Below are 18499 nucleotides of genomic sequence, written 5' to 3' on the forward strand. Positions count from 1 at the left end.
TGCACAATTAGGTAGCCAGGCCCCGGCATCCGGCGGGCACGGCAAGCCCTGAGAGGTTATACTTGGGGGTAACGCCGCCCGGGTTTCCCCGGCGGCCATGCGATTCCGGCCAGAAGACCGCGTTTGGCCGCAGAGGTTTGCCGCCACGCACCCCTGCGCCCGTCAGGTCCCGGAGCATCCTGCCCGAGGAGATTTCCGCAATGAGAGAGAGGGACCTCGGATTCATCGAGGAGGGGCATCGTTTCCGGATGGTGCGCTATTTTTCCATCGCCAGCCTGCTCTGCATCCTGGCAGCGGCCCTGCTGCTGGTCTTCATCTTCCGCAAGGTCACCATCGATACCATCGTCGAGGTGAGCGAAAGGGGCAACCTGCCCCTGGCCCAGGCCTCGTTGAATTCGGTCCGGCCACAATTGACGGGGTATCTGGACTCGGTACAGGGGATGACCGCCGCGCAGGCCGGCGCCCTGGAAACCGACGACCCCCTGCGCCATGCCCTGCAGGCCCTGATGAAAAACAGCAGGCTGGCCCGGATCAAACTCTACAACGACCAGGGACTGGTGGTTTTTTCAACCCTCCCGTCCCAGATCGGGCACGACCAGAAGGACAACGCCGGGTTCCTCTCGGCCATGAGCGGGCAGGAAGTCAGCAAGCTGATCTACCGGGACAGCTTCAATTACCTCGACAACGAGAGCGAGGAAGACAACCTGATCCAGAGCTATGTTCCGGTTTGGGATGACCAGGCTTCGCAGGTGCTCGGGGTGTTCGAAATCTATACCGGGGTCGACACCCTGGTCCAGCGCACCGAGCGAGCCTCGATGCTGGTCGGCGCGGGTGTCGGGCTGGTCCTGATCCTGCTCTACAGCCTGCTGGTCGCCATCGTGCGGCGGGCCAACTGGATCATCGAGGGCCAGCAGGCCCTGATTCGCGAACGGACCATGACCCTGGAGATTCTTTCGGCCCAGATGCTCACCGCCCAGGAGGAGGAGAAGAAACGGATCGCCAGGGATCTGCACGAGGGGATCTCGCAAACCCTGAGCGCGGTGAAGACCCAGGTTGAACTGGCCTGCCAGGGGTCCCACAAGGACGATCCAGCGCTCGGGATGAAACCCCTGCTCGCCCTGGTTCCGTCAATCCAGGGGGCCATCCAGGAGATCTCCGATTTCGCCATGGCCCTGCGGCCGGCCAGTCTCGACGATTTCGGCCTGCTTGCGACCCTGGATTGGTGGTGCCGGGAGTTCCAGGCCGGCCACCCGGACCTGAAGATCGCCAGCAGGTTCGATATCGAGGAGAAACAGATCCCCGCAGGACTGAAGGTGGTCATCTACCGGATCATCCAGGAAACCCTGGGCGCCCTGGCCAAGGAACAGCGGGCGACCCGGGTGTGGTTGAGCCTGGTATTTCGGAACGGGCAGGTGATGTTGGGTATCGAGGACGACGGCAAGCCCTCCGGCGCCGCCGGGGAACCTGCCGGGCAGGGTTCGCCGGCCGATGTCGGCCTGGCCTTGATCAAGGAGCGAGCCCGGTTGTCGGGGGGCAGCTTCCGGCACACCCCAAATGACCAGGGAGGGGTGCTTCGCCAGGCGGCCTGGCCCTGTTGAGCCGCAGCGGGCGAGGGCTCCGGGGATTTTCCAGGCCGCGCTCGCGGCGGCAGAGGAAGCCTGTCTCCACGGAAAAACAGCGGGGGGCCCCGATCCGGCACCGGGATCGAGGCCCCCCGCGATTTTTTTCCGGGCAACTTACAGCAGCTCGGTCTTTTCCAGCAGTTTCACCGCGGCGAAGTAGGACACCGCCAGCAGTATCAGCCATCCGGTCAGCAACATATCCGTTCTCCTTTCAGTAACTCTTGGAATCCGCCGCCACTTCCTCGGCGGTCAGCTTTTGGCTGTCCATCTGCCGCCAGACCCAGGCGATGTAGGCCAGCACGAAGGGGACGGCGATGGCCACGTAGCTCATCATGGTCAGGGTGTAGTGGCTGCTCGAGGCGTTGTAGATGGTCAGGCTGCTGCCCAGGTCGGCCTTCGAGGGGTAGAAGGAGGTATCGTTGAACCCAGCCAGGGAAAAGAGCGCCAGGCAGGTCAGCACCGTCCCCACCCCGGCCGGCCAGATCCCCCGTACCGATGCGGAGAAGCGATTGAGCGCCACCCCGGAGACCACCAGCACCAGCCCGATCAGTAAAAGCCCCAACACCAGGGGCATCTCGAACAGGTTCTGCAGGTACTTGCCCGCCACCAGGCTGACGGAGCCGTCGCCGGGGTCGACGGCGTAGCCGTCCATCATCACCAGGCGCACCAGGACGAAGAGCAGAAACGGCAGCGCCAAGAGCAAATTGATGAAGGAGGACTTCTTCAGCCGCTCCACCAGGCTCTGGTGGCCCAGGTTGTTGGCCAGGTACAAGGCGCCCAGCACCCGGGCGAGAAACACCAGGAACAGGCCGAGGCTCAGGTTGAACAGGCTGAAGGCCGCCTCCAGGCCGCGCAGCGGGTGGGTCCAGCGCACCAGGTTGTAGTCGTTCAGGGTGAAGTTGGAGCCGGTGAAAAAGGTGCCGATGGCCGCGCCGATCAGCAGGATGCCGAGCGAGCCGTTGATGAACATGAAGATCTCGTAGGTGCGCTGGCCGAGAACGTTGGCGGGCTTGCGCCGGTACTCGTAGCTGACCGCCTGCATGACGAAGGTGAACAGGATGGCGATCCATACCCAGTAGGCGCCGCCGAAGCTCGAGGCGTAAAACAGCGGGAAGGAGGCGTAGAAAGCGCCGCCGAACAGCACCAGGGTGGTGAAGGTCAGCTCCCACTTGCGGCCGATGCTATTGACGATCAGGGTCTTTTCGCTTTCGTCGGCGGCCAGGGTCCAGATCAGGGTCTGCCCGCCCTGGACGAAGGTCAGGAACACGAACAGGGAGCCGACCACCGAGACGATCAGCCACCAGAGCTGCTGCAGGGTCGACCATTCGAGATTGCCGATCATGATTTACCTCCTTCGGGCCCAAAAGAAATCTGCCGGGTCATAATCTTGATCTCGGCAATCAGCAGAGCGCTGAACAGCAGCAGGAACAGGAAAAAGGTGACCGCCACCGTGCCCGTATCGAGGTTCGAGCGCGCCACCGTCACCGGCAGCAGGTTCTGGATCGCCCAGGGCTGGCGGCCCACTTCGGTGACAATCCAGCCGGCCTGGGAGGCCAGGTAGCCGAGAAAGATGGAGCTGACGCCGAGTTTGAGCAAAAGCGGCTTGTCCTCCAGCCCGTCCTTGACCGACAGGTAGAGAAACGCCAGGAACAGCAGGATGAAGAACATCCCCAGGCCGACCATCACCCGGAAGGAATAGAAGGTCAGGGCCACCGGGGGGACCGCCTGGTCCACCGACTCCAGGTAGCCGTAGCCGAGGTAGTCGCGGTGCGCGTCGAACTGGCTGAGCGCGGCGGCCGCGGCGCTTTGGTCGCCGTTTTTGCGGGCCGCCTTGTAGTCGCCCAGCCCGGCCACGGCCAGCCGGCCGCGCTCGATTTTTTGGTCCACGCCGACGATCCCCTCCTTTTCGTTACCCAGGGCCAGGTCGTTGATGCCCGGCACGAAGCCATCGAAACTGCGCTTGGCCAGCAGGGTCAGCATGCCGGGGATCTCGACGCTGAAGGCGAAGGGCTCCTGCTCGTCGCCCGGTTGTTTGCCCGGGTTCACCATCCCGATCGCGATCAGCCCGGTCGGCTTCTTGCCATCCCACAGCGACTCCATAGCCGCCAGCTTCATCGGCTGGGTGCGGGCGGTGATGAAGGCGTGCTCGTCGCCGGTGAAGGCGACGAACAGCGAGCTGAGCAGCCCGAAGACGCAGGCCACGGCAATGGAGCGCTTGGCGAAGAGCTGATGGCGTTTTTTCAGCAGGTAGAAGCTGGAGACAGCCACCACGAACAGCGAGGCGAGCAGACAGCCCGAGGCGGTGGCGTGGCAGAAGTGGCTGATCGCCACCGGCGAGGAGATCACCGCCCAGAGGTCCTGCATCTCGAAGCGGGCGGTGTCGGGATTGAACTTCATGCCGATGGGGTTCTGCATCCAGCCGTTGGCCACCAGGATCCACAGCGCCGAGAGGTTGGAACCCACCGCCACCATCCAGGTGGAGAACAGGTGCATCTTCTTCGACACCCGCTCCCAGCCGAAAAACATCACCGCGAAGAAGGTCGCCTCGATGAAGAAGGCAAAAATCCCCTCGATGGCCAGCGGCGCGCCGAATATGTCCCCGACCATCCAGGAGTAGTTGGACCAGTTGGTGCCGAACTCGAACTCGAGGATGATCCCGGTGGCCACGCCGATGGCGAAGTTGATCCCGAACAGGGTCATCCAGAATCGAGTCAGCTTTTTCCACTCCGGGTTCCCGGTGCGGACGTAGATCGATTCGAAAAACGCGCAGAGAAAGGACAACCCCAGGGTGAGCGGCACGAACACCCAATGGTACATCGCCGTCAGGGCGAAGGTGGCTCGGGCCCAGTTGACCTGGCCCATATCAATGCTTTCAATCACGCTGTTCCTCCTGTCTTAGAGTGAGTACGGACACCAAGATCTGTACAGGCCCCCACCGGCCACGCCGCTCATCTTCCGGTCGGGCGGTCCGGCGAATGGGTCAACTGCTGCAGAACGTGTGCGGAGCGTTGGGCGTCGGTGGAAAAATTGCTGGCGAGAAAATCGGGGAAAAAGAAGGTCTTCAACACGGCGAACATAATGAACAGCTTGATGGCGATCACCGCCCACAGGGTGCGACCGAGCACCATCGAGCGAAACCCCTGGTAATAAAACAACCAGATTGTCTTCAGCATCTCTCCACCCCATTCCCCCGTGCGCTACGTTGGTTCATATCAATTCTGGTAACCTTTACACTCACGAGTTGACTTGTCAAGCCATGTATGACTTTTTTGGTTCTATTTTGTGGTTAGTTAAGGGGCCGGCATCGGTCACCCATGCTCCCGGAAATAGAAAAAATCATGAAAAAACCATGACTTGCCGCCCCCCATGGGATTCCTGATTCAACCCCATGGGGGGCGTCCCTTCAAACCTTTTGTAAAGTAGGGAAACCCTACCCATGATTAATGGACATCACCCATGGTTTGAAATTCAATTAACTGGATAATAAAGAAAACAAGTTTTCTGATGGAGTGTATAGAAGATTCTTATCTGGAGTCCTCCGGCGGGATCGAGTCACCGCCGATCCGGAACCCGGAAAAGCCCAACCCCTTCTTCCCCCTTCCGGGGGAGGACCACTGCGCCCCAGGGGCGATGTGAAGTAAAGGAGAGTCAGGATGAGAAAACTGTATTCGATACTGGTGGGATTGCTGTTGCTTGGCGGCACGGCAACCTCCGCTTTGGCGGCACTGGCACCGGCGCCCGATGGCCTGGGAATTGCCATCGAACCTCATGGTTTCCCTGCATTTTTTCAGGATACCAACGGACTGCAACTCGAGCCCTGCCTGCCCGCTCCGGCAGGGAACGCCACGCGGGGCGACCTGTGCATCTTCGACCCGCCGGCCGGAAGCCCCCTGGAGGTCGGCAGTGAGATCTTCTGGTGGATGGCCGAGGCCGAGGCACCGGCTCTGGTTGCCGGTGGAAAAGCCCTGCTGACCCTGGCCCTCGAGGGTGCCTTCACCGCCGAGGAGCCGGTAGACGGCCAGCAGATGACCTTCGGCCGGGTGCGGATCCGGGTCGATGTGCCGACCCCGGGGACCTACACCGTCACCCACCCCTTCGGCACCCAGGTCTTCGAAAACGTCACCGTTGAGGATGGCATCAACATCACCGAGGATATCGGCGCCATCAATATCCTGTTCCCCGAATTGGCGTTTCGCGGGGCCCTGGGGAGTTCCATCGGCCCCTTTTTGACCTGGCCCGATTTCGACCAGGACCCCACGCTGCAGGTGCTGGAAACCGACCCGGAAACCGGCCTGCCCACCGGCACGGTGCTGGAGCAGTACGTCGGCGACCCCAATGTACCCCACGTGGTGACCGGCGGTCCCAACGGCAACCTCTTCCGCATCCAGGGGCCCAACGGCCTGAACGCCCAGACCGAACTGTTCACCGTCATGGGCAAGGTGTACGACCCCTCCGTCGCCCGGACGGCGCACATCTTCCCCGACGCGCCGACCCCGAACCTGTTCGCCGTCGGCCCGGTTAACCGCGAGACCCCCATCAACCCCGCCACCATCGGCGAGATCACCGGGATCGACCATGAGGGCTACCCGGTCGGCTATCCCCTCTGGTACCAGGACGCCGTGCTGGTGACCGATCCCGAAACCGGCGACCCGGTCATCGACCCGGTGACCGGCGAACAACAGCGCGAGGGGGGCCTGCAGCTTACCATCTGCCCGGCCACCGACCCCATGTGCATCTCGGCTCCCATCGATCCGGCCGACCCCGAATCGGTCGCCCTGCGCACCGGCGAGGAAGGGTTCTGGTGGTCGGGAGAGGCCTTCATCAACGAGGACACCACCGACCTCGAGGGCAACCTCCCCGCCAATCTCGACGGCCTGCTGGTGCTCGCCCTCGAGGCGGCCTTCGGCGGCCCGGGCGTGCCGGCCGAGGGCCAGCAGATCGGCTTCGCGCGGGTCAGGATCCGTATCGACACCCCGGTGGCGGGCACCTACACCGTCACCCACCCCTACGGCACCGAAGTATTTGAAAACGTGGCGGCCGGGCGGCGGGCCATCAACATCACCCGCGACGTCATGATCACCGACCCGGCCGACCCCGACGGCGCCTTCAACGGGGCCCTCTACGGCGACATCGGCCCGAGCTTTTTGACCTGGGACACCTTCAACCCCGATCCGCTGCTCAACGACCCGGCCCTGGTCAAACCCTACGACCCGGCCGACCCGCTCTCGCCTAGCGTGCTTTACATCGGCGACCCGGTTACCCCCCACGCGGTGGCGGGCAGCCCCAGCGGCAACAACTTCTTCCGCATCCGCGGGCCCAACGGCATCGATGTCCGCACCCGGCTGTTCACGGTGACCGGCAAGGTCTACGATCCGCAGACTTTCGAGGTGTTTGTCAACCCCGACGCCCCGGTGGCCAGCCCCGACGAGGAGACCCTGAACCTCGGCCAGGCCAGCTCGGTAACCATCGCGGTGCTCGACAACGACACCTTCGACCCGCCGGTTCAGGTTACCGTCCTGCCCGCCGGCGAAGCCTTCGGTCCGGCGGACGGCACCGCCACGGTCAATCCCGACGGGACGGTGACCTACACCCCCAACGCGGGTTTCGACGGGGTGGACACCTTCGCCTATCAGATCACCGACAGCACCGGCCTCACCTCGGCCAACGCCCTGGTGACCGTCACCGTGGTTCCGGTGGAGACCATCACCGTGCGCAAGGCGCGCCTCGAGCTGCGGCGGCTGCGCTGGGACATCCAGGGCACCAACAACTTCGACGGCACCACCCTGAGCATCCGCGCCGGGTCGGCCAACGGGGATGAGATCGGCACCGCCATCGTCAACCGCGGTCGCTGGTCGTTCCGTGGAACGTCTACCGCCAACCCCAACGTGACCACCATCACGGTCGTCTCCCCCAACGGTCCCTCGGTCACCCAGCCCCTGCAGGTGCGCTGATAAAGGAGGAATGTCATGAACAGACTTTTCAGATACTCGTTTTCGGCACTCGTGGCCGCCCTGCTGGCGGCCGGCTGCGGCGGGGGCGGCGGCAGCAGCAACACCACCGCGGCACCGACCACCCCTCCCCCCGGGGCCCTGCAGCCGGGCGGCAGCGGCGCAGACCTCGGGCAGGTGGCGGATGACCAGGGCAACGCGGTCACCGTGGATTTCTCCAATGCCCTCGACATCAATGACAACAACCAGGTGGTCGGCTTCGCCGCCGCCACCGCCGGGGCCTCCTTCAAGGCCGCCCTGTGGGCGGTGGATGCCCAGGGAGCGGCTACGGTCACCCCGACCAGCCTGGCAGCGCTGGCCGGCAACACCTTCAGCGCCGCCTTCTCCGTCGCCAACTCCGGCGACGCTGTGGGCCAGTCGGCCAAGGGGGCCCAACTGGTGGCGGTGATCTGGAAAGACGGCGCCGCCGGCCCTGAGGAGCTGCCCGCCCTGTCCGCTGCCGGCAACAGCGCCGCCTTCGGCATCAGCCCCGACGGCAGCGGGATTGTCGGCGAAGCTTTCGACGCCACCACCGGCACCACCCGAGCCGTGATCTGGCGGGTGGCCGCCGACGGCGCCATCGCCGCCCCGCAGGTTTTGCCGACCAACATCTTCGTCAAACTGACCGCCGACGGCAGCCTGCCGGTGGCCTTCAGCTCCGCCCTGCGGATCAGCGACGCCGGAGTGATCGTCGGCGAGGTGGAAGACGGCGAAGGGGTCCTCCATGCGGCGGTCTGGGAGCCGGGGGCCGGCAGCGCCTACACTCCCTTCGATCTGCGCAACGGTGGCGAAGAAGGCAGCTCGGCCCTGGCGATCAACGGCGCCGGCCTGGTGATCGGTGAATCGGAGACCTCCGGTGGCGAGTTTGTCCCGGTCTACTGGAGCAAGGACGCCACGGGCGAATACAAACGCACCGAGCTCGCCGCCGCCGGGGGCGCCGGGGGCGTCAACAGCGCCGGACGCATAGCGGGCTGGGAGACCAGCGCGGCTGTCGACAACGCCGTGGTCTGGAATGCTCCGTCCCTGGCCAAGGCCACCCTGTTCACCAGCAGCAGCCAGGCCTATGCCATCAACGACAACAACCTGGTGGTCGGGCGCAAGGGCTCGGTAGGGTTCATCAAACTGGTTGAATAGCTCCAGCCTTCACCTTAGAAACGAAGAGGCTGCCACGCCCGTGGCAGCCTCTTCGTTTTTCGGGCATGTCTGCCTCACTGCAGGCTCGGGTAGCCCTGCAAGTAGACCCAGTCCGTCTCCTTGGCGGGGATGTGGCAGGCCATGCAATCCTTCTGAAAGCTGGTCGCCACGTTTTTCTTGGGATCTTCCGCCTTGAACAGGGCCCAGCCCCACCCTTCCCCCCACAGGGGGTTGCCGGCGAAGCGGTTTTTCCCGTCCTTGACCATGACGAACCACACCGCCGGCTCCCCGGCCCAGCTGGCCCTGCCGGTGGTCAGGTCATCGGTCTTGACGGTGCGGATCTCCTTGACCAGCACCGCGCCATCGGGAAACACGCCGTTCTTCCGGAACGCGGCGACCGATTCGGGTTGCGTGTACACGTCGTGAAAGCCGTAGCCGGGGGCTTTTTCATCGGGGACCACCCAGCTGCCCAGATGTACCCACTCCCCCCGGACCCCGAGGGGAAGGGAAATCGCCCCCTGGGCATCCACGTAGGGCGAGAAGCCGGCGGCGGCATCCAAAATGCCCTTCATGGTCTCCTTGAGGTCCACCGCCCCGGCTCTCTCCCCCGAGGCCATCAGCACCAAAACCAGAAATCCTCCCCACCACAGTCTGCGCATCTTCAATCCTCCCGTTTTGACCGGGACCCCATTGTCCCGGGTGAATAACGAACCCTGCCAGAAGAGGCCCGGCAGAAGGGCGGCGCCACCTCCCCTGGCTCTTCCCTGGCAGGATAAAGATACCACGCTCGGTGCCGATTTCCTGCGCAGCGGATGATTTCGGAGCGCGCAGAAAAAAGGCGGGATTTCTCCCGCCCTTGTTCAACACCGATTCCGCTTATCTGCGCCCGGAACCTCCGCGATGGCCAGAGCCGCCGCGCTTCCCGGACCCACCCTCGAAGCGCCCGCCGTTGCCCCGGAAATCCCCCCGGAACTGCCGGTCGCCACCGCCGCCGCGGTGGTCGCCGCGGAAGAATTTGCCGCCGCGGTCCCCGCGCCACATCCTGTCGCCGCGCTCGCCGCGCAATGACCGGTTCCCCTCGAAGGAGCGACTACCGCGCTCGCCGCCGAACCTGGGGGTGTCGAACACCCTTTGCGGACTGCGGATTTTCACCACCCCACGAAAGTCCCGCTCGCCACTGCGGTCCCTGCGAGCATCGAAACGCCCCTTGTCGTCGATGCGCCGCCGCCCATCGAAATGCTGCCGATCATGGATCTTGGCCGATCCCCGGAAATGCCCATCGCCATGGACATTGAATACCCGCCGGTGCTGGGAATGGTCATGGAAAACGTGTTTGCGGAAATGCTGGCCATGGTGGAAGCGGTGCCCCTTGAAGTGATGATGGCCGCTGGAAAACACGAAGCTGAAGAAGATCGGGTACGGATAGTAGAAGGGGTCGTAGTAGACCCAGGGGTAGGCGTACCGGTAGGGGTCGCGTTCGACGTAGATGTAGGCAGGATTTGCGACCACCTGGGCTGCGGCGGTCGGCGCCTCATCGCTGACGATCTGCCAGGTGCCGTCGGGCTGCCGGCAGGCGGTGCCGTAGCCCTGTTCCTGGCGGCCGGCGACGATGATGGTCTGGATGAATTCCCGGCAGTACAGGCCATCGCCGTTCTGGTAGGTCTGCACCGGCACCATTGCCCCCGAATGGCCCGTGTCGGGGTTGATCCAGGTGCTTTCCTGGCTTGTCTGGTTGTATTCCAGGGCGTACTGGAAGGTTTCGGTCATTGCCGCCTGTTCCGTGGCATCGAACGGCTCACCGCTCTCCTGCCCCCAACCCGGGGCCAGAGCGGCCACGGCCCAGATCAGCACGCACAGCATCGAGATCCACCGTTTCATCGACGTCTCTCCCTCGAAAAGCCGTCCCGTCGGTGGTTTCCCCCGAATAGCTGCGTGGCGGGGAAGTATTTGCTGCTCAATTCTTTTCCGGTTCGAAACCCCGGAACCTGGCCCACCAACCACCAGCGAGGCGTGCTTGCTATCGACTGCATTCGGTCTGCCCTAATTATACCAGAAACAGTCCTCTGCCGGCCCGCTGCGGCGGTTTGGCCCTATTGCGCCTCGATCACCCCGCAGGCGACCCGCGCACCGGCGTTGCCGGTGGGCTGGGAGGTCAGGTCGTCGGCCTGGGCATGAACGATGACCGCCTTGCCGACCACGGAATTCGGCCCGCTGAGCGAAATATGGGGATCCAGCCGTTCATAATGCGCAGTTCCGTCCTCCGCGGCCTCCAGGTTGCCCAAATCCCCTGCATGACGCTCCGTTGCCGGGTTGTCCGGAGCGCCGTGGGGGGTGCTTTCCGGGTTGAAATGACCGCCCGCGGAGGTGGCGTCCGGGGCGCTGCAGTCCCCCTTCTCGTGGAAATGGAAGCCGTGCTGGCCAGGGGTCAGGCCCTTGGCATCGACTACCACCAGCACGCCTCCCTCCTGCTCGGTCAGGGTAAGGGTGCCGCTCGCCTCATTGCCCTCGGTGGGCTTCAGTTCGGCCACCGCGCGGGCCGGAGCGGACTCCGCCATGGCCTTTTCCTCCGGGGCAGAAGGCGCCGGGGTTTGCTGGGCGCTTTGCTGGGGGGCGTCTTTCTTTTCGCAGGCCCCCATGAACAGCAGGGCGAAAAGCGAACAGGCGATTATCATCCATCTGTTGGGTTGTCCGATCATGAAAACTCTCCTTGTCGAGGAAGCTCAGGGCGCCTCGCTGAATTCGCGGCAGCTGCCGGGGCGGGCCCGGCCCATGGTTCCCCTTATACAACCCTTCGGAGGGAAGTCAACCGGCGGCCGGCCACCGTTTCCGGGCCGGTCAACCGGGGCCGGGCCGCAGCGGCTCAAAGAGAAACTCCAGGCCGTTTACCTTGATCTCGTAAACCGTCTGCAGCATCCGCCCCAGCTTCCCCTCGGGAAAGCCCTGGCCGGCGAACCAGACGACGTAGGGCTCGGGCAGGTCGATAAGCAGCCGCCCGGCGTATTTGCCGAAAGGCATGCGGGTTGCCGCCAGCTCCAGCAGCGCCTGGTGGTCGAATGGTTCCATGGTCCTCCCCTTCCCTCTTTCCCTTGGCAAGTGATCGTTTTTGAGCCTGCGGTTCAGGCGCCCCCGCCCGAAACAGCCAGCGGCCCGCCGGGCTCGTCGCCGATCATGGCCAGATGTTTCCAGCGCCCGCTGCGGTAGCGCAGGTAGAACACTCCGCTGAAGCAGAGAAACAGCCCGATCAGCGCCAGCCAAGCGCTTTGCGGGGGCAGCTGGAATACCTTGAGCAGGACGAACAGCAGCGGCACCAGCAGCCAGTGCATGGTGACCGAGACCGTCATGGCCCAGAAGGTGTCGCCGGCGGCGCGCAGCGCCCCGCTGAACACCACCATCACCGCGTCGGCCAACACGTAGAGCGAGGCCAGCCGCAGCATGCCGACGGCCAGCGGCGCCGCCTGGGAAAAGGTCTCGTCGGCCCCCTGGGGGCGAAAGATCTCGACCAGTTGCTCGGGCAGGCAGACGAACAGCAGCAGAATCACCGAGGAGTAGATCCAGCCCATTTTCAGCCCCGAGATGGCGGCCCGCTCGGCGATCTCGGGATGGCTTGCTCCCAGGTAGCGCCCCACCAGGCTGACCACGCCGATCTGGATGCCGATCAGCGGCACGAAGGAGACCATGTCCCAGTTGAAGACGACGGTGACCGCGGTGGCCGTAGTCAGCCCGTGGGAGTGGAAGATGAGGATCATGACGGTGAAGGCCAGCAGGTTGAGAAACATCTCCACCCCGGCGGGAGAGCCGAAACGCAACAGCTTTTTCATCACCGCCCGCTCCAGGCGCAGGGCGTCGAGCACACCGTAGGCCTGGCGGTTGTCCCTGCCGAAATAAACCGCGACCAGCACCGCCAGCCCGCACAGGCTGCCGAGCAGCGTCCCCCAGGCCGCCCCGCGGATGCCCAGGGCGGGCACCCCGAAGCGGCCGAAGATGAGCAGGTAATTGGCGCCGACGTTGACCAGCATGGCGACCAGGGCGGCGAGCATCACCACCCGCGTGCGGCCGATTCCGGAGAAGAAGCTCGCCAGGCAGGTGCGCAGCAGCACCGGCAGGGCGCCGTAGAGCAGGATGTCGAAATACTGCCGCTGGGGCGCCAACTGCTCCGGGGCGATCCCCGCCAGGGCGAACAGGCCGTGGGCCAGCGGCCGCCCCGCCAGGATCAAGGGATAGGCGACCAGGGCGATGAGCAGGGCCTGGGAAACCACCAGCGCGCAGCGTTGCCGCTCTCCTGCCCCCAGGTACTGGGCCACCAGGGCGGTGGCGTAGCCGGTCAGGCCGATGAAGAAGGTCATCATCATGAAGCTGGTCAGTCCGCCGGCCATGGCCGCGCTCATCTGCTCCGGCCCAAGCCGCGACAAAAACAGCCGGTCGGTGAAGATCAGCAGCGTCTCGCAGCCGTGGGAGACCACCATCGGCAGGGCAATGGCGAGCATCTCGCGCATGCCGCCCGGCGTGGGGACCACAGAATGAGGCATTTGCGTCTTGTCCATGAATCTTTTCACCCCGGGGCAGACGCGCGGCCTGCCCGCAAAAAACAAGAAACTGCTGGCGCCCGAAGCGGCTCCAGCAGTTCCCCTATTTCAACGCCGATGGCGCGGAAAGTCAATACGCCATCTCCGCCACCGAGATTTCGGTTCAAAAACCGAGCAAAATCGACCATCTCCAGATTCTGGCGCAGGGCGGAGCGAATCGATCGGTCACCTTACCCAGGTTAGATATGTGATACCCGGCTCAGAAAATCCTTCAGTCGGGGGTTTTGCGGATTGCCGAAGAACGCCTGCGGCGGGTTTTGCTCCTGGATCCTGCCCTGATCGATGAAGATCACCCGGTCCGCCACGTCCCTGGCAAAACCCATCTCGTGGGTGACCACCACCATGGTCATCCCCTCTTTGGCAAGTTGCTTCATGACGTCGAGGACCTCGCCGACCAGCTCGGGGTCGAGGGCGCTGGTCGGCTCGTCGAAGAGGATGACCTTGGGCTTGAGGGCCAGCGAGCGGGCGATGGCTACCCTCTGCTTCTGCCCGCCGGAGAGCTGGTCGGGGTAATTCTGCGCTTTTTCCGCCAGCCCGACCTTGGCGAGCAGTTCCTTGCCCAGCTTGTCGGCTTCGGCTCGGGTCATGCCGCGCACCTTGATGGGGCCGAGGGTGACGTTGCGCAGCACCGTCATGTGCGGAAACAGGTTGAACTGCTGAAAAACCATCCCCGCCTCGGTGCGCACCAGGTTGATGTCGGTCTGCGGGTCGTAGAGATCGTAGCCGTCGACGACGATGCGCCCCGAGGTGATCTCCTCGAGGCGGTTGATGCAGCGCAGCACCGTCGATTTGCCCGAACCCGAGGGGCCGATGATGCAGACCACTTCGCCGGCGCGCACCTCGAGGTCGACCCCCTTGAGGACCTCGAGGTCGCCGAAACGCTTGTGCAAATTTTCAATCTTGATCATGGCGGCCCCTTCCGTGTCAGTGCGGTCGATGCGCTGCATAAATCTTCGTCTAACGCCGGGCGCGGCGCATCAGCCGCCCCTCGAGAATCTGCAGCCCCTTGGCGATGGTCAGGGTCATCACCAGGTAGGTCAGGCCGACGGTGAGCCAGACCTCGAAGGCGCGGAAGTTGACGGCGATGATCTCCTGGCCGACGCGGGTCAGTTCGGCGACGCCGATGACCACCAGCAGCGAGGTGTCCTTGAGGCTGATGATAAACTGGTTGCCGAGCGGGGGGATCATGCGTTTGAACGCCTGGGGCCAGATGATGTAGAGCATGGTCTGGGCGTGGGTCAGGCCGATGGAGCGGCCGGCCTCCATCTGGCCTTGCTCGATGGACTGCACCGCGCCGCGGACGATCTCGGCGATATAGGCCCCCGAATTGACGGCGATGGCGATGATCCCGGCGGTGATCGGCGCGATGCGCAGGCCGCTGGCCATGGGGATGCCGAAATAGAGAAACATGACCTGGACGATGAGCGGCGTGCCGCGGATCGTTTCGACGTAGAGACCGCCGAGCTTGCGGATCGGCAGGCGCCGCGAAAGTTTCATCAGCCCGGCGAGGACCCCGATCAGAAACCCGAAGAACAGCCCGCCGAGGGTGATGATGACGGTCAGTTTCACGCCGCTGAGCAGCAACGGGAAGGTTTCCACCATCACCTGGGGTTCGAATTTGAATGCCATGGATTACCCCGAAAGAGGTGGGAGAAGGCCGGGATGGGGGGGCCGGACGCCGCGGCCCACCCTCACCCCGCCCCTCTCCCTGAGGGAGAGGGGGATTTCACTGGAGACAATGGGTATCCCCGAGGAACTTATTTCGGATCGGTATTGAACCACTTCCGGTAGAGCGCCAGGTAAGTGCCGTCGTCCTTGAGCTTTTTCAGGGCGGCGTTGACCTTGGGCACCAACTCGCTCCCCTTGGGAAAGGCGATGCCGTAGGACTGACCCATGTAGAGGGGGCCGACGACCTTGACCTGGCCCTTGCCGGCGGTACGCATGAATTCGGCGATGACCGGCGAATCGAAGATCACCGCGTCGGCGCCGCCGGTCATCAGCTCGAGGAACATGGCGTCGTTGTTGGGAAAGAGCTTGACGTCCTTGGCCTGGGCCTTTTCCTTGACGAAGTCGGCGCTGGTGGTGGCGAGTTTGGTCGAGACGACTTTGCCCTTGAGGTCCTCGACGCTCTGGATGCCCTCGTTGTCGGATTTGACCAGGATCAGCAGCCCGGCGTCGTAATAGGGGTCGGAGAAGTCAACCACCTCGGCGCGCTCGGGCTTGATGGTCATGCCGGCGATGCCGACGTCGAGCTGGCCGGTCTGCAGGCCGGGGATGATGCCGTTGAAATCCATCGGCTGCAGGGTGTAGTCGACACCTATCTGCTTGGCGATGGCGTCCCAGAGCTCGATATCGAAACCGGTGTGTTTGCCGCTGCTGTCCTTGAATTCAAAAGGGGGGAAATTGGTGTCGGTAGCGACGGTCAGCTTGGCGGCCAGGGCGCCGCCGGCAAAGCTAAGGAGAAACAGCAGTACTGAGAGAAGCTTGAACGCGTTTTTCATGATGCCTCCGTTTCCGTTGAATTGAATCTGCCGTCAAAAAGGGCCCCCGGGGGAGCGCGCATAACTGGTCAAGCTTACCAGCATTTTCCAGAAAAAAAAGATCCCGGAGGTGCCGAACCGGCAGGAGGCGTTCCCAGGTGCGGCCTTGCCATTCCAGGGATGCCGCCCCCCCCTCGCAGCTTGGACCAGCGGGAGGACCTGCAGGCGGCCCGCATCTGCCCCCACAAAAATATTGAGAACTGGACCTACAATTGGGGACAACAGGCGGTTAGTATTTACTTCACCGAAAGGAAAATCTCAAGGACACAGGCGGGCCAGCAGGCCGATCCCCTGTTCGATGTCGGCGGCGCTCAGCCCGCCGAAGCCGAGCAGGAGCGTGATACCGCAGGGCTCCCCCGCAGCATAGAAGTCGGACAGGGGCAGGATACGGATGCCTTCCTGGCCGGCGCGCTGGAGGATTTCGGCTTCGCCGGGCAAGCAGTCGGTCAACTGGAGGACCACGTGGAGCCCCGCCCCCTGGCCGACGACCTTCGCCCTGGGGCCGAAGTGCCTCTCGATGGCCCGCAGCATGACGTCGTGCTTCTTTTTGTAGAAGATGCGCATGCGCCGGACGTGCCGCTCCCAGTGGCCCTGCTCCATGAAGGCGGCCATGGCGCGCTGCTCCAGCAGCGGGACGGCGGGCTGGTAGTTCCTGAACAGCCGGCGGTAGGCGGCGAGCAGCCCGGGGGGCAGCACCATGTAGCTCAGGCGCAGCGCCGGGGACAATACCTTGGAGAAGGTCCCCAGGTAGACGATGTTCCCCTGCGGCCGCAGCCCCTGCAGGGAAGGGATGGGGCGCCCCTGGTAGCGCAGTTCGCTGTCGTAGTCATCCTCGATGACCAGGTTGCCCCCCTTCTCGGCCCAGTCGATCAGCTTCAGCCGGTTGGCCACCGGCATGACGTGCCCCAGGGGCAGCTGGTGCGAGGGGGTGATGTAGGCGATGGTGCCGGCGCTGGCCCGAAGGGCGTCGAGATCGAGGCCGGCCGTCCCGACCTCGACGGGGATCACGGCAAACCCATGGTTCCGGAAAATGTCCCGGGGCAGGTGGTAGCCGGGGTTTTCCACCGCCACCGAGAGGTGGAGCCCCCTGACCAACTGCGCGACGATGTCCAGGCTCTGCTGCAGGCCGGCGCAGACCAGGATCTGCCCGGGGTCGCAGAGCACGCCCCGCGAACGCTCCAGGTAACGCTGGATGTTGCAGCGCAGCCCCCATTCCCCCTGGGGGTCGCCGTACTGGGCCAGATCGCCCGAGCCGGCGCGCAGGGCGCTCAGCAGGCAGCGCCGCCAGAGGGCGGCCGGAAAACTCTGCGGGTCGAGGCGCGCGGGATGAAAATCGAAGCGGCAAGATTCTGCCTTCCCGGGTAACGGGCGCCGGTCGCGCGGCCGTTTCGGCAAAGCCTGCGGGGCAGCCTCAGGATCGAGGGCCGAGATGAAATAGCCGCTGCGGGACCGGCTGTAGACGTACCCCTCGGCCAACAGTTCCTGAAAGGCACCCTCGACGGTGTTGCGGCTGACGGCCAATTCCGCCGCCAACTCCCGCACCGACGGGAGCCGGGAATGGGCCGGCAGCTTCCCGCTGAGAATCCGCTCGCGGATCTGCTGGTAGAGTTGCTGGTACAACGGAGCAGGGTCGCCGGGGTTCAGGGTAAACATGGGCAGCATCCGCAAGACGACGTGTAATTGATAACAACAAAAAAGGAGTTCAAACGATGATACCTGAAAAACTGCTCGAAATTCTCAAACAGGACGGCGTGGTCGCCATCGCCACCCTGGGCCAGGACGGCCCGCACATGGTCAACACCTGGAACAGCTACATCCGCATCTCCGCCGAGGGCAACCTGCTGATCCCCGCCGGGTACATGCACCGCACCGAGGCGAATATCGCCCACAACCCCGAGGTGCTGCTGACCCTGGCCAGCAGCAAGGTTCAGGGCCTGCACGGTCCGGGGGCCGGTTTTCTGATTAAAGGCAAGGCCGCCTTTGAAACCTCCGGCCCGGACTTCGAGCTGATGAAGGCCAAGTTCAGCTGGCTGCGCGCCGCCCTGGTGGTGACACCGGCCGAGGTGACCCAAACCTGGTAAGCGGTTTTTCTCCAGGGCTGCAACAGGAAACTGCTGGCGCCAGCGGCGGCTCCAGCAGTTTCTTCATTTCAACGCCGATGACTGAAAAAGTCAACCTGCCAGGTGGAGCGAAGGCCCCGCAGACAGCGCGAATCCCCTTCACTTTTCCCCCCTTGTCACCGCGAGCCGTTCCATGCTAGCGTGCTGGGCATGACCAATCACGGGTTCCTCCACCCTTACCGAAAGTCCCTGCTGCGCTTCGTCCTGCTGGCTTTCGTCATCCTCGCCTCCGGCGGTGCATATTCCGCCGACCTCGGGACCTCCCGGGGCGTCGAGGAGATCTGTTTCCAGGTCAAGGTCACCCCCGACTCGTCCAACCTCGGCGTCACCAAAACCATCCAGGTTTTTCACGTCACCCAGGTATTCTCCCCCCAGGCTCTTTGCTGCCTGCACCTCGCCGCCACCAGGCCCGCCCCGCGAAGCACCCTGGCCGCCCTGGTACCGGCCACCCCCTGCCGCGCCCCACCCGCAGTCTGACAAACCTTTAATTCCCATAAAAACCAAGCGGTTTTC

At 64.0% G+C, this 18499-nt stretch carries 17 protein-coding genes; 5 read left to right on the forward strand and 12 right to left on the reverse strand.

The features are described 5' to 3' along the window. Positions 1–200 precede the first annotated feature (200 nt). Positions 201–1598 carry a sensor histidine kinase gene (locus tag DESUT3_RS13800; RefSeq protein WP_221249062.1) on the forward strand — a complete coding sequence of 466 codons (1398 nt, stop codon included), beginning with the start codon at positions 201–203 and terminating at the stop codon, positions 1596–1598. Positions 1599–1833: 235 nt separating this feature from the next. Here the strand turns inward: DESUT3_RS13800 and cydB are convergent, their stop codons facing one another. The 3 genes from cydB to DESUT3_RS13815 all read right to left on the reverse strand — a co-directional run bounded on the left by cydB (position 1834) and on the right by DESUT3_RS13815 (position 4795). Continuing rightward, on the reverse strand, positions 1834–2964 hold the full coding sequence (gene cydB, locus DESUT3_RS13805; protein WP_221249063.1) for a cytochrome d ubiquinol oxidase subunit II: 1131 nt from the start codon (positions 2962–2964) through the stop codon (positions 1834–1836). Further along, complete coding sequence (locus tag DESUT3_RS13810) at positions 2961–4484, reverse strand: cytochrome ubiquinol oxidase subunit I (protein WP_404827049.1); 1524 nt, start codon at positions 4482–4484, stop codon at positions 2961–2963. The genes cydB and DESUT3_RS13810 overlap by 4 nt, the downstream gene beginning before the upstream one ends. A gap of 86 nt (positions 4485–4570) precedes the next feature. Then, the gene (locus DESUT3_RS13815) at positions 4571–4795 is read right to left on the reverse strand and encodes a DUF4492 domain-containing protein (RefSeq protein WP_221249065.1); all 225 of its coding nucleotides are present in this window, start codon (positions 4793–4795) and stop codon (positions 4571–4573) included. 480 nt (positions 4796–5275) lie between these two features. Between DESUT3_RS13815 and DESUT3_RS13820 the strand changes: the two genes are divergently transcribed. After that, positions 5276–7573, forward strand: a complete 2298-nt coding sequence (locus tag DESUT3_RS13820) for an Ig-like domain-containing protein (RefSeq protein ID WP_221249066.1) — start codon at positions 5276–5278, stop codon at positions 7571–7573. Positions 7574–7588: 15 nt separating this feature from the next. Further along, positions 7589–8743 (forward strand): hypothetical protein, encoded by a 1155-nt coding sequence (locus DESUT3_RS13825; protein ID WP_221249067.1) that lies wholly within the window; start codon positions 7589–7591, stop codon positions 8741–8743. 74 nt (positions 8744–8817) lie between these two features. Here the strand turns inward: DESUT3_RS13825 and DESUT3_RS13830 are convergent, their stop codons facing one another. The 9 genes from DESUT3_RS13830 to pdxR form a co-directional block, all read right to left on the reverse strand. Next, positions 8818–9402: a cytochrome P460 family protein gene (locus DESUT3_RS13830; protein WP_225911513.1), complete on the reverse strand. Its 585-nt coding sequence runs from the start codon at positions 9400–9402 to the stop codon at positions 8818–8820. A 217-nt stretch (positions 9403–9619) separates the two neighbouring features. Beyond that, positions 9620–10621 carry an RT0821/Lpp0805 family surface protein gene (locus DESUT3_RS13835; protein WP_221249068.1) on the reverse strand — a complete coding sequence of 334 codons (1002 nt, stop codon included), beginning with the start codon at positions 10619–10621 and terminating at the stop codon, positions 9620–9622. Between the two features lie 212 nt (positions 10622–10833). Then, positions 10834–11439 (reverse strand): superoxide dismutase family protein, encoded by a 606-nt coding sequence (locus DESUT3_RS13840; protein ID WP_225911514.1) that lies wholly within the window; start codon positions 11437–11439, stop codon positions 10834–10836. A 139-nt stretch (positions 11440–11578) separates the two neighbouring features. Next, positions 11579–11806, reverse strand: coding sequence for a DUF3820 family protein (locus tag DESUT3_RS13845; protein WP_221249069.1), 228 nt, complete (start codon positions 11804–11806; stop codon positions 11579–11581). Positions 11807–11859: 53 nt separating this feature from the next. Further along, a complete protein-coding gene (locus DESUT3_RS13850; protein ID WP_221249070.1) occupies positions 11860–13284 on the reverse strand; it encodes an MATE family efflux transporter in 1425 nt (474 codons plus the stop codon). 221 nt (positions 13285–13505) lie between these two features. Further along, positions 13506–14234, reverse strand: a complete 729-nt coding sequence (locus DESUT3_RS13855; protein WP_221249071.1) for an amino acid ABC transporter ATP-binding protein — start codon at positions 14232–14234, stop codon at positions 13506–13508. A gap of 49 nt (positions 14235–14283) precedes the next feature. After that, on the reverse strand, positions 14284–14955 hold the full coding sequence (locus DESUT3_RS13860; protein WP_221249072.1) for an amino acid ABC transporter permease: 672 nt from the start codon (positions 14953–14955) through the stop codon (positions 14284–14286). Between the two features lie 128 nt (positions 14956–15083). After that, positions 15084–15827 carry a glutamine ABC transporter substrate-binding protein GlnH gene (gene glnH, locus DESUT3_RS13865; protein ID WP_221249073.1) on the reverse strand — a complete coding sequence of 248 codons (744 nt, stop codon included), beginning with the start codon at positions 15825–15827 and terminating at the stop codon, positions 15084–15086. A 297-nt stretch (positions 15828–16124) separates the two neighbouring features. After that, a complete protein-coding gene (gene pdxR, locus DESUT3_RS13870; RefSeq protein WP_221249074.1) occupies positions 16125–17519 on the reverse strand; it encodes a MocR-like pyridoxine biosynthesis transcription factor PdxR in 1395 nt (464 codons plus the stop codon). A gap of 56 nt (positions 17520–17575) precedes the next feature. On the opposite strand from pdxR, the gene DESUT3_RS13875 reads away from it, so the two are divergent. Together DESUT3_RS13875 and DESUT3_RS13880 are read left to right on the forward strand one after the other, a co-directional pair. Beyond that, a complete protein-coding gene (locus tag DESUT3_RS13875; RefSeq protein WP_221249075.1) occupies positions 17576–17947 on the forward strand; it encodes a pyridoxamine 5'-phosphate oxidase family protein in 372 nt (123 codons plus the stop codon). A 189-nt stretch (positions 17948–18136) separates the two neighbouring features. Then, the gene (locus tag DESUT3_RS13880) at positions 18137–18463 is read left to right on the forward strand and encodes a hypothetical protein (protein ID WP_221249076.1); all 327 of its coding nucleotides are present in this window, start codon (positions 18137–18139) and stop codon (positions 18461–18463) included. Positions 18464–18499: the final 36 nt, after the last annotated feature.

It is taken from the genome of Desulfuromonas versatilis, assembly GCF_019704135.1.
GTDB lineage: Bacteria > Desulfobacterota > Desulfuromonadia > Desulfuromonadales > NIT-T3 > Desulfuromonas_A > Desulfuromonas_A versatilis.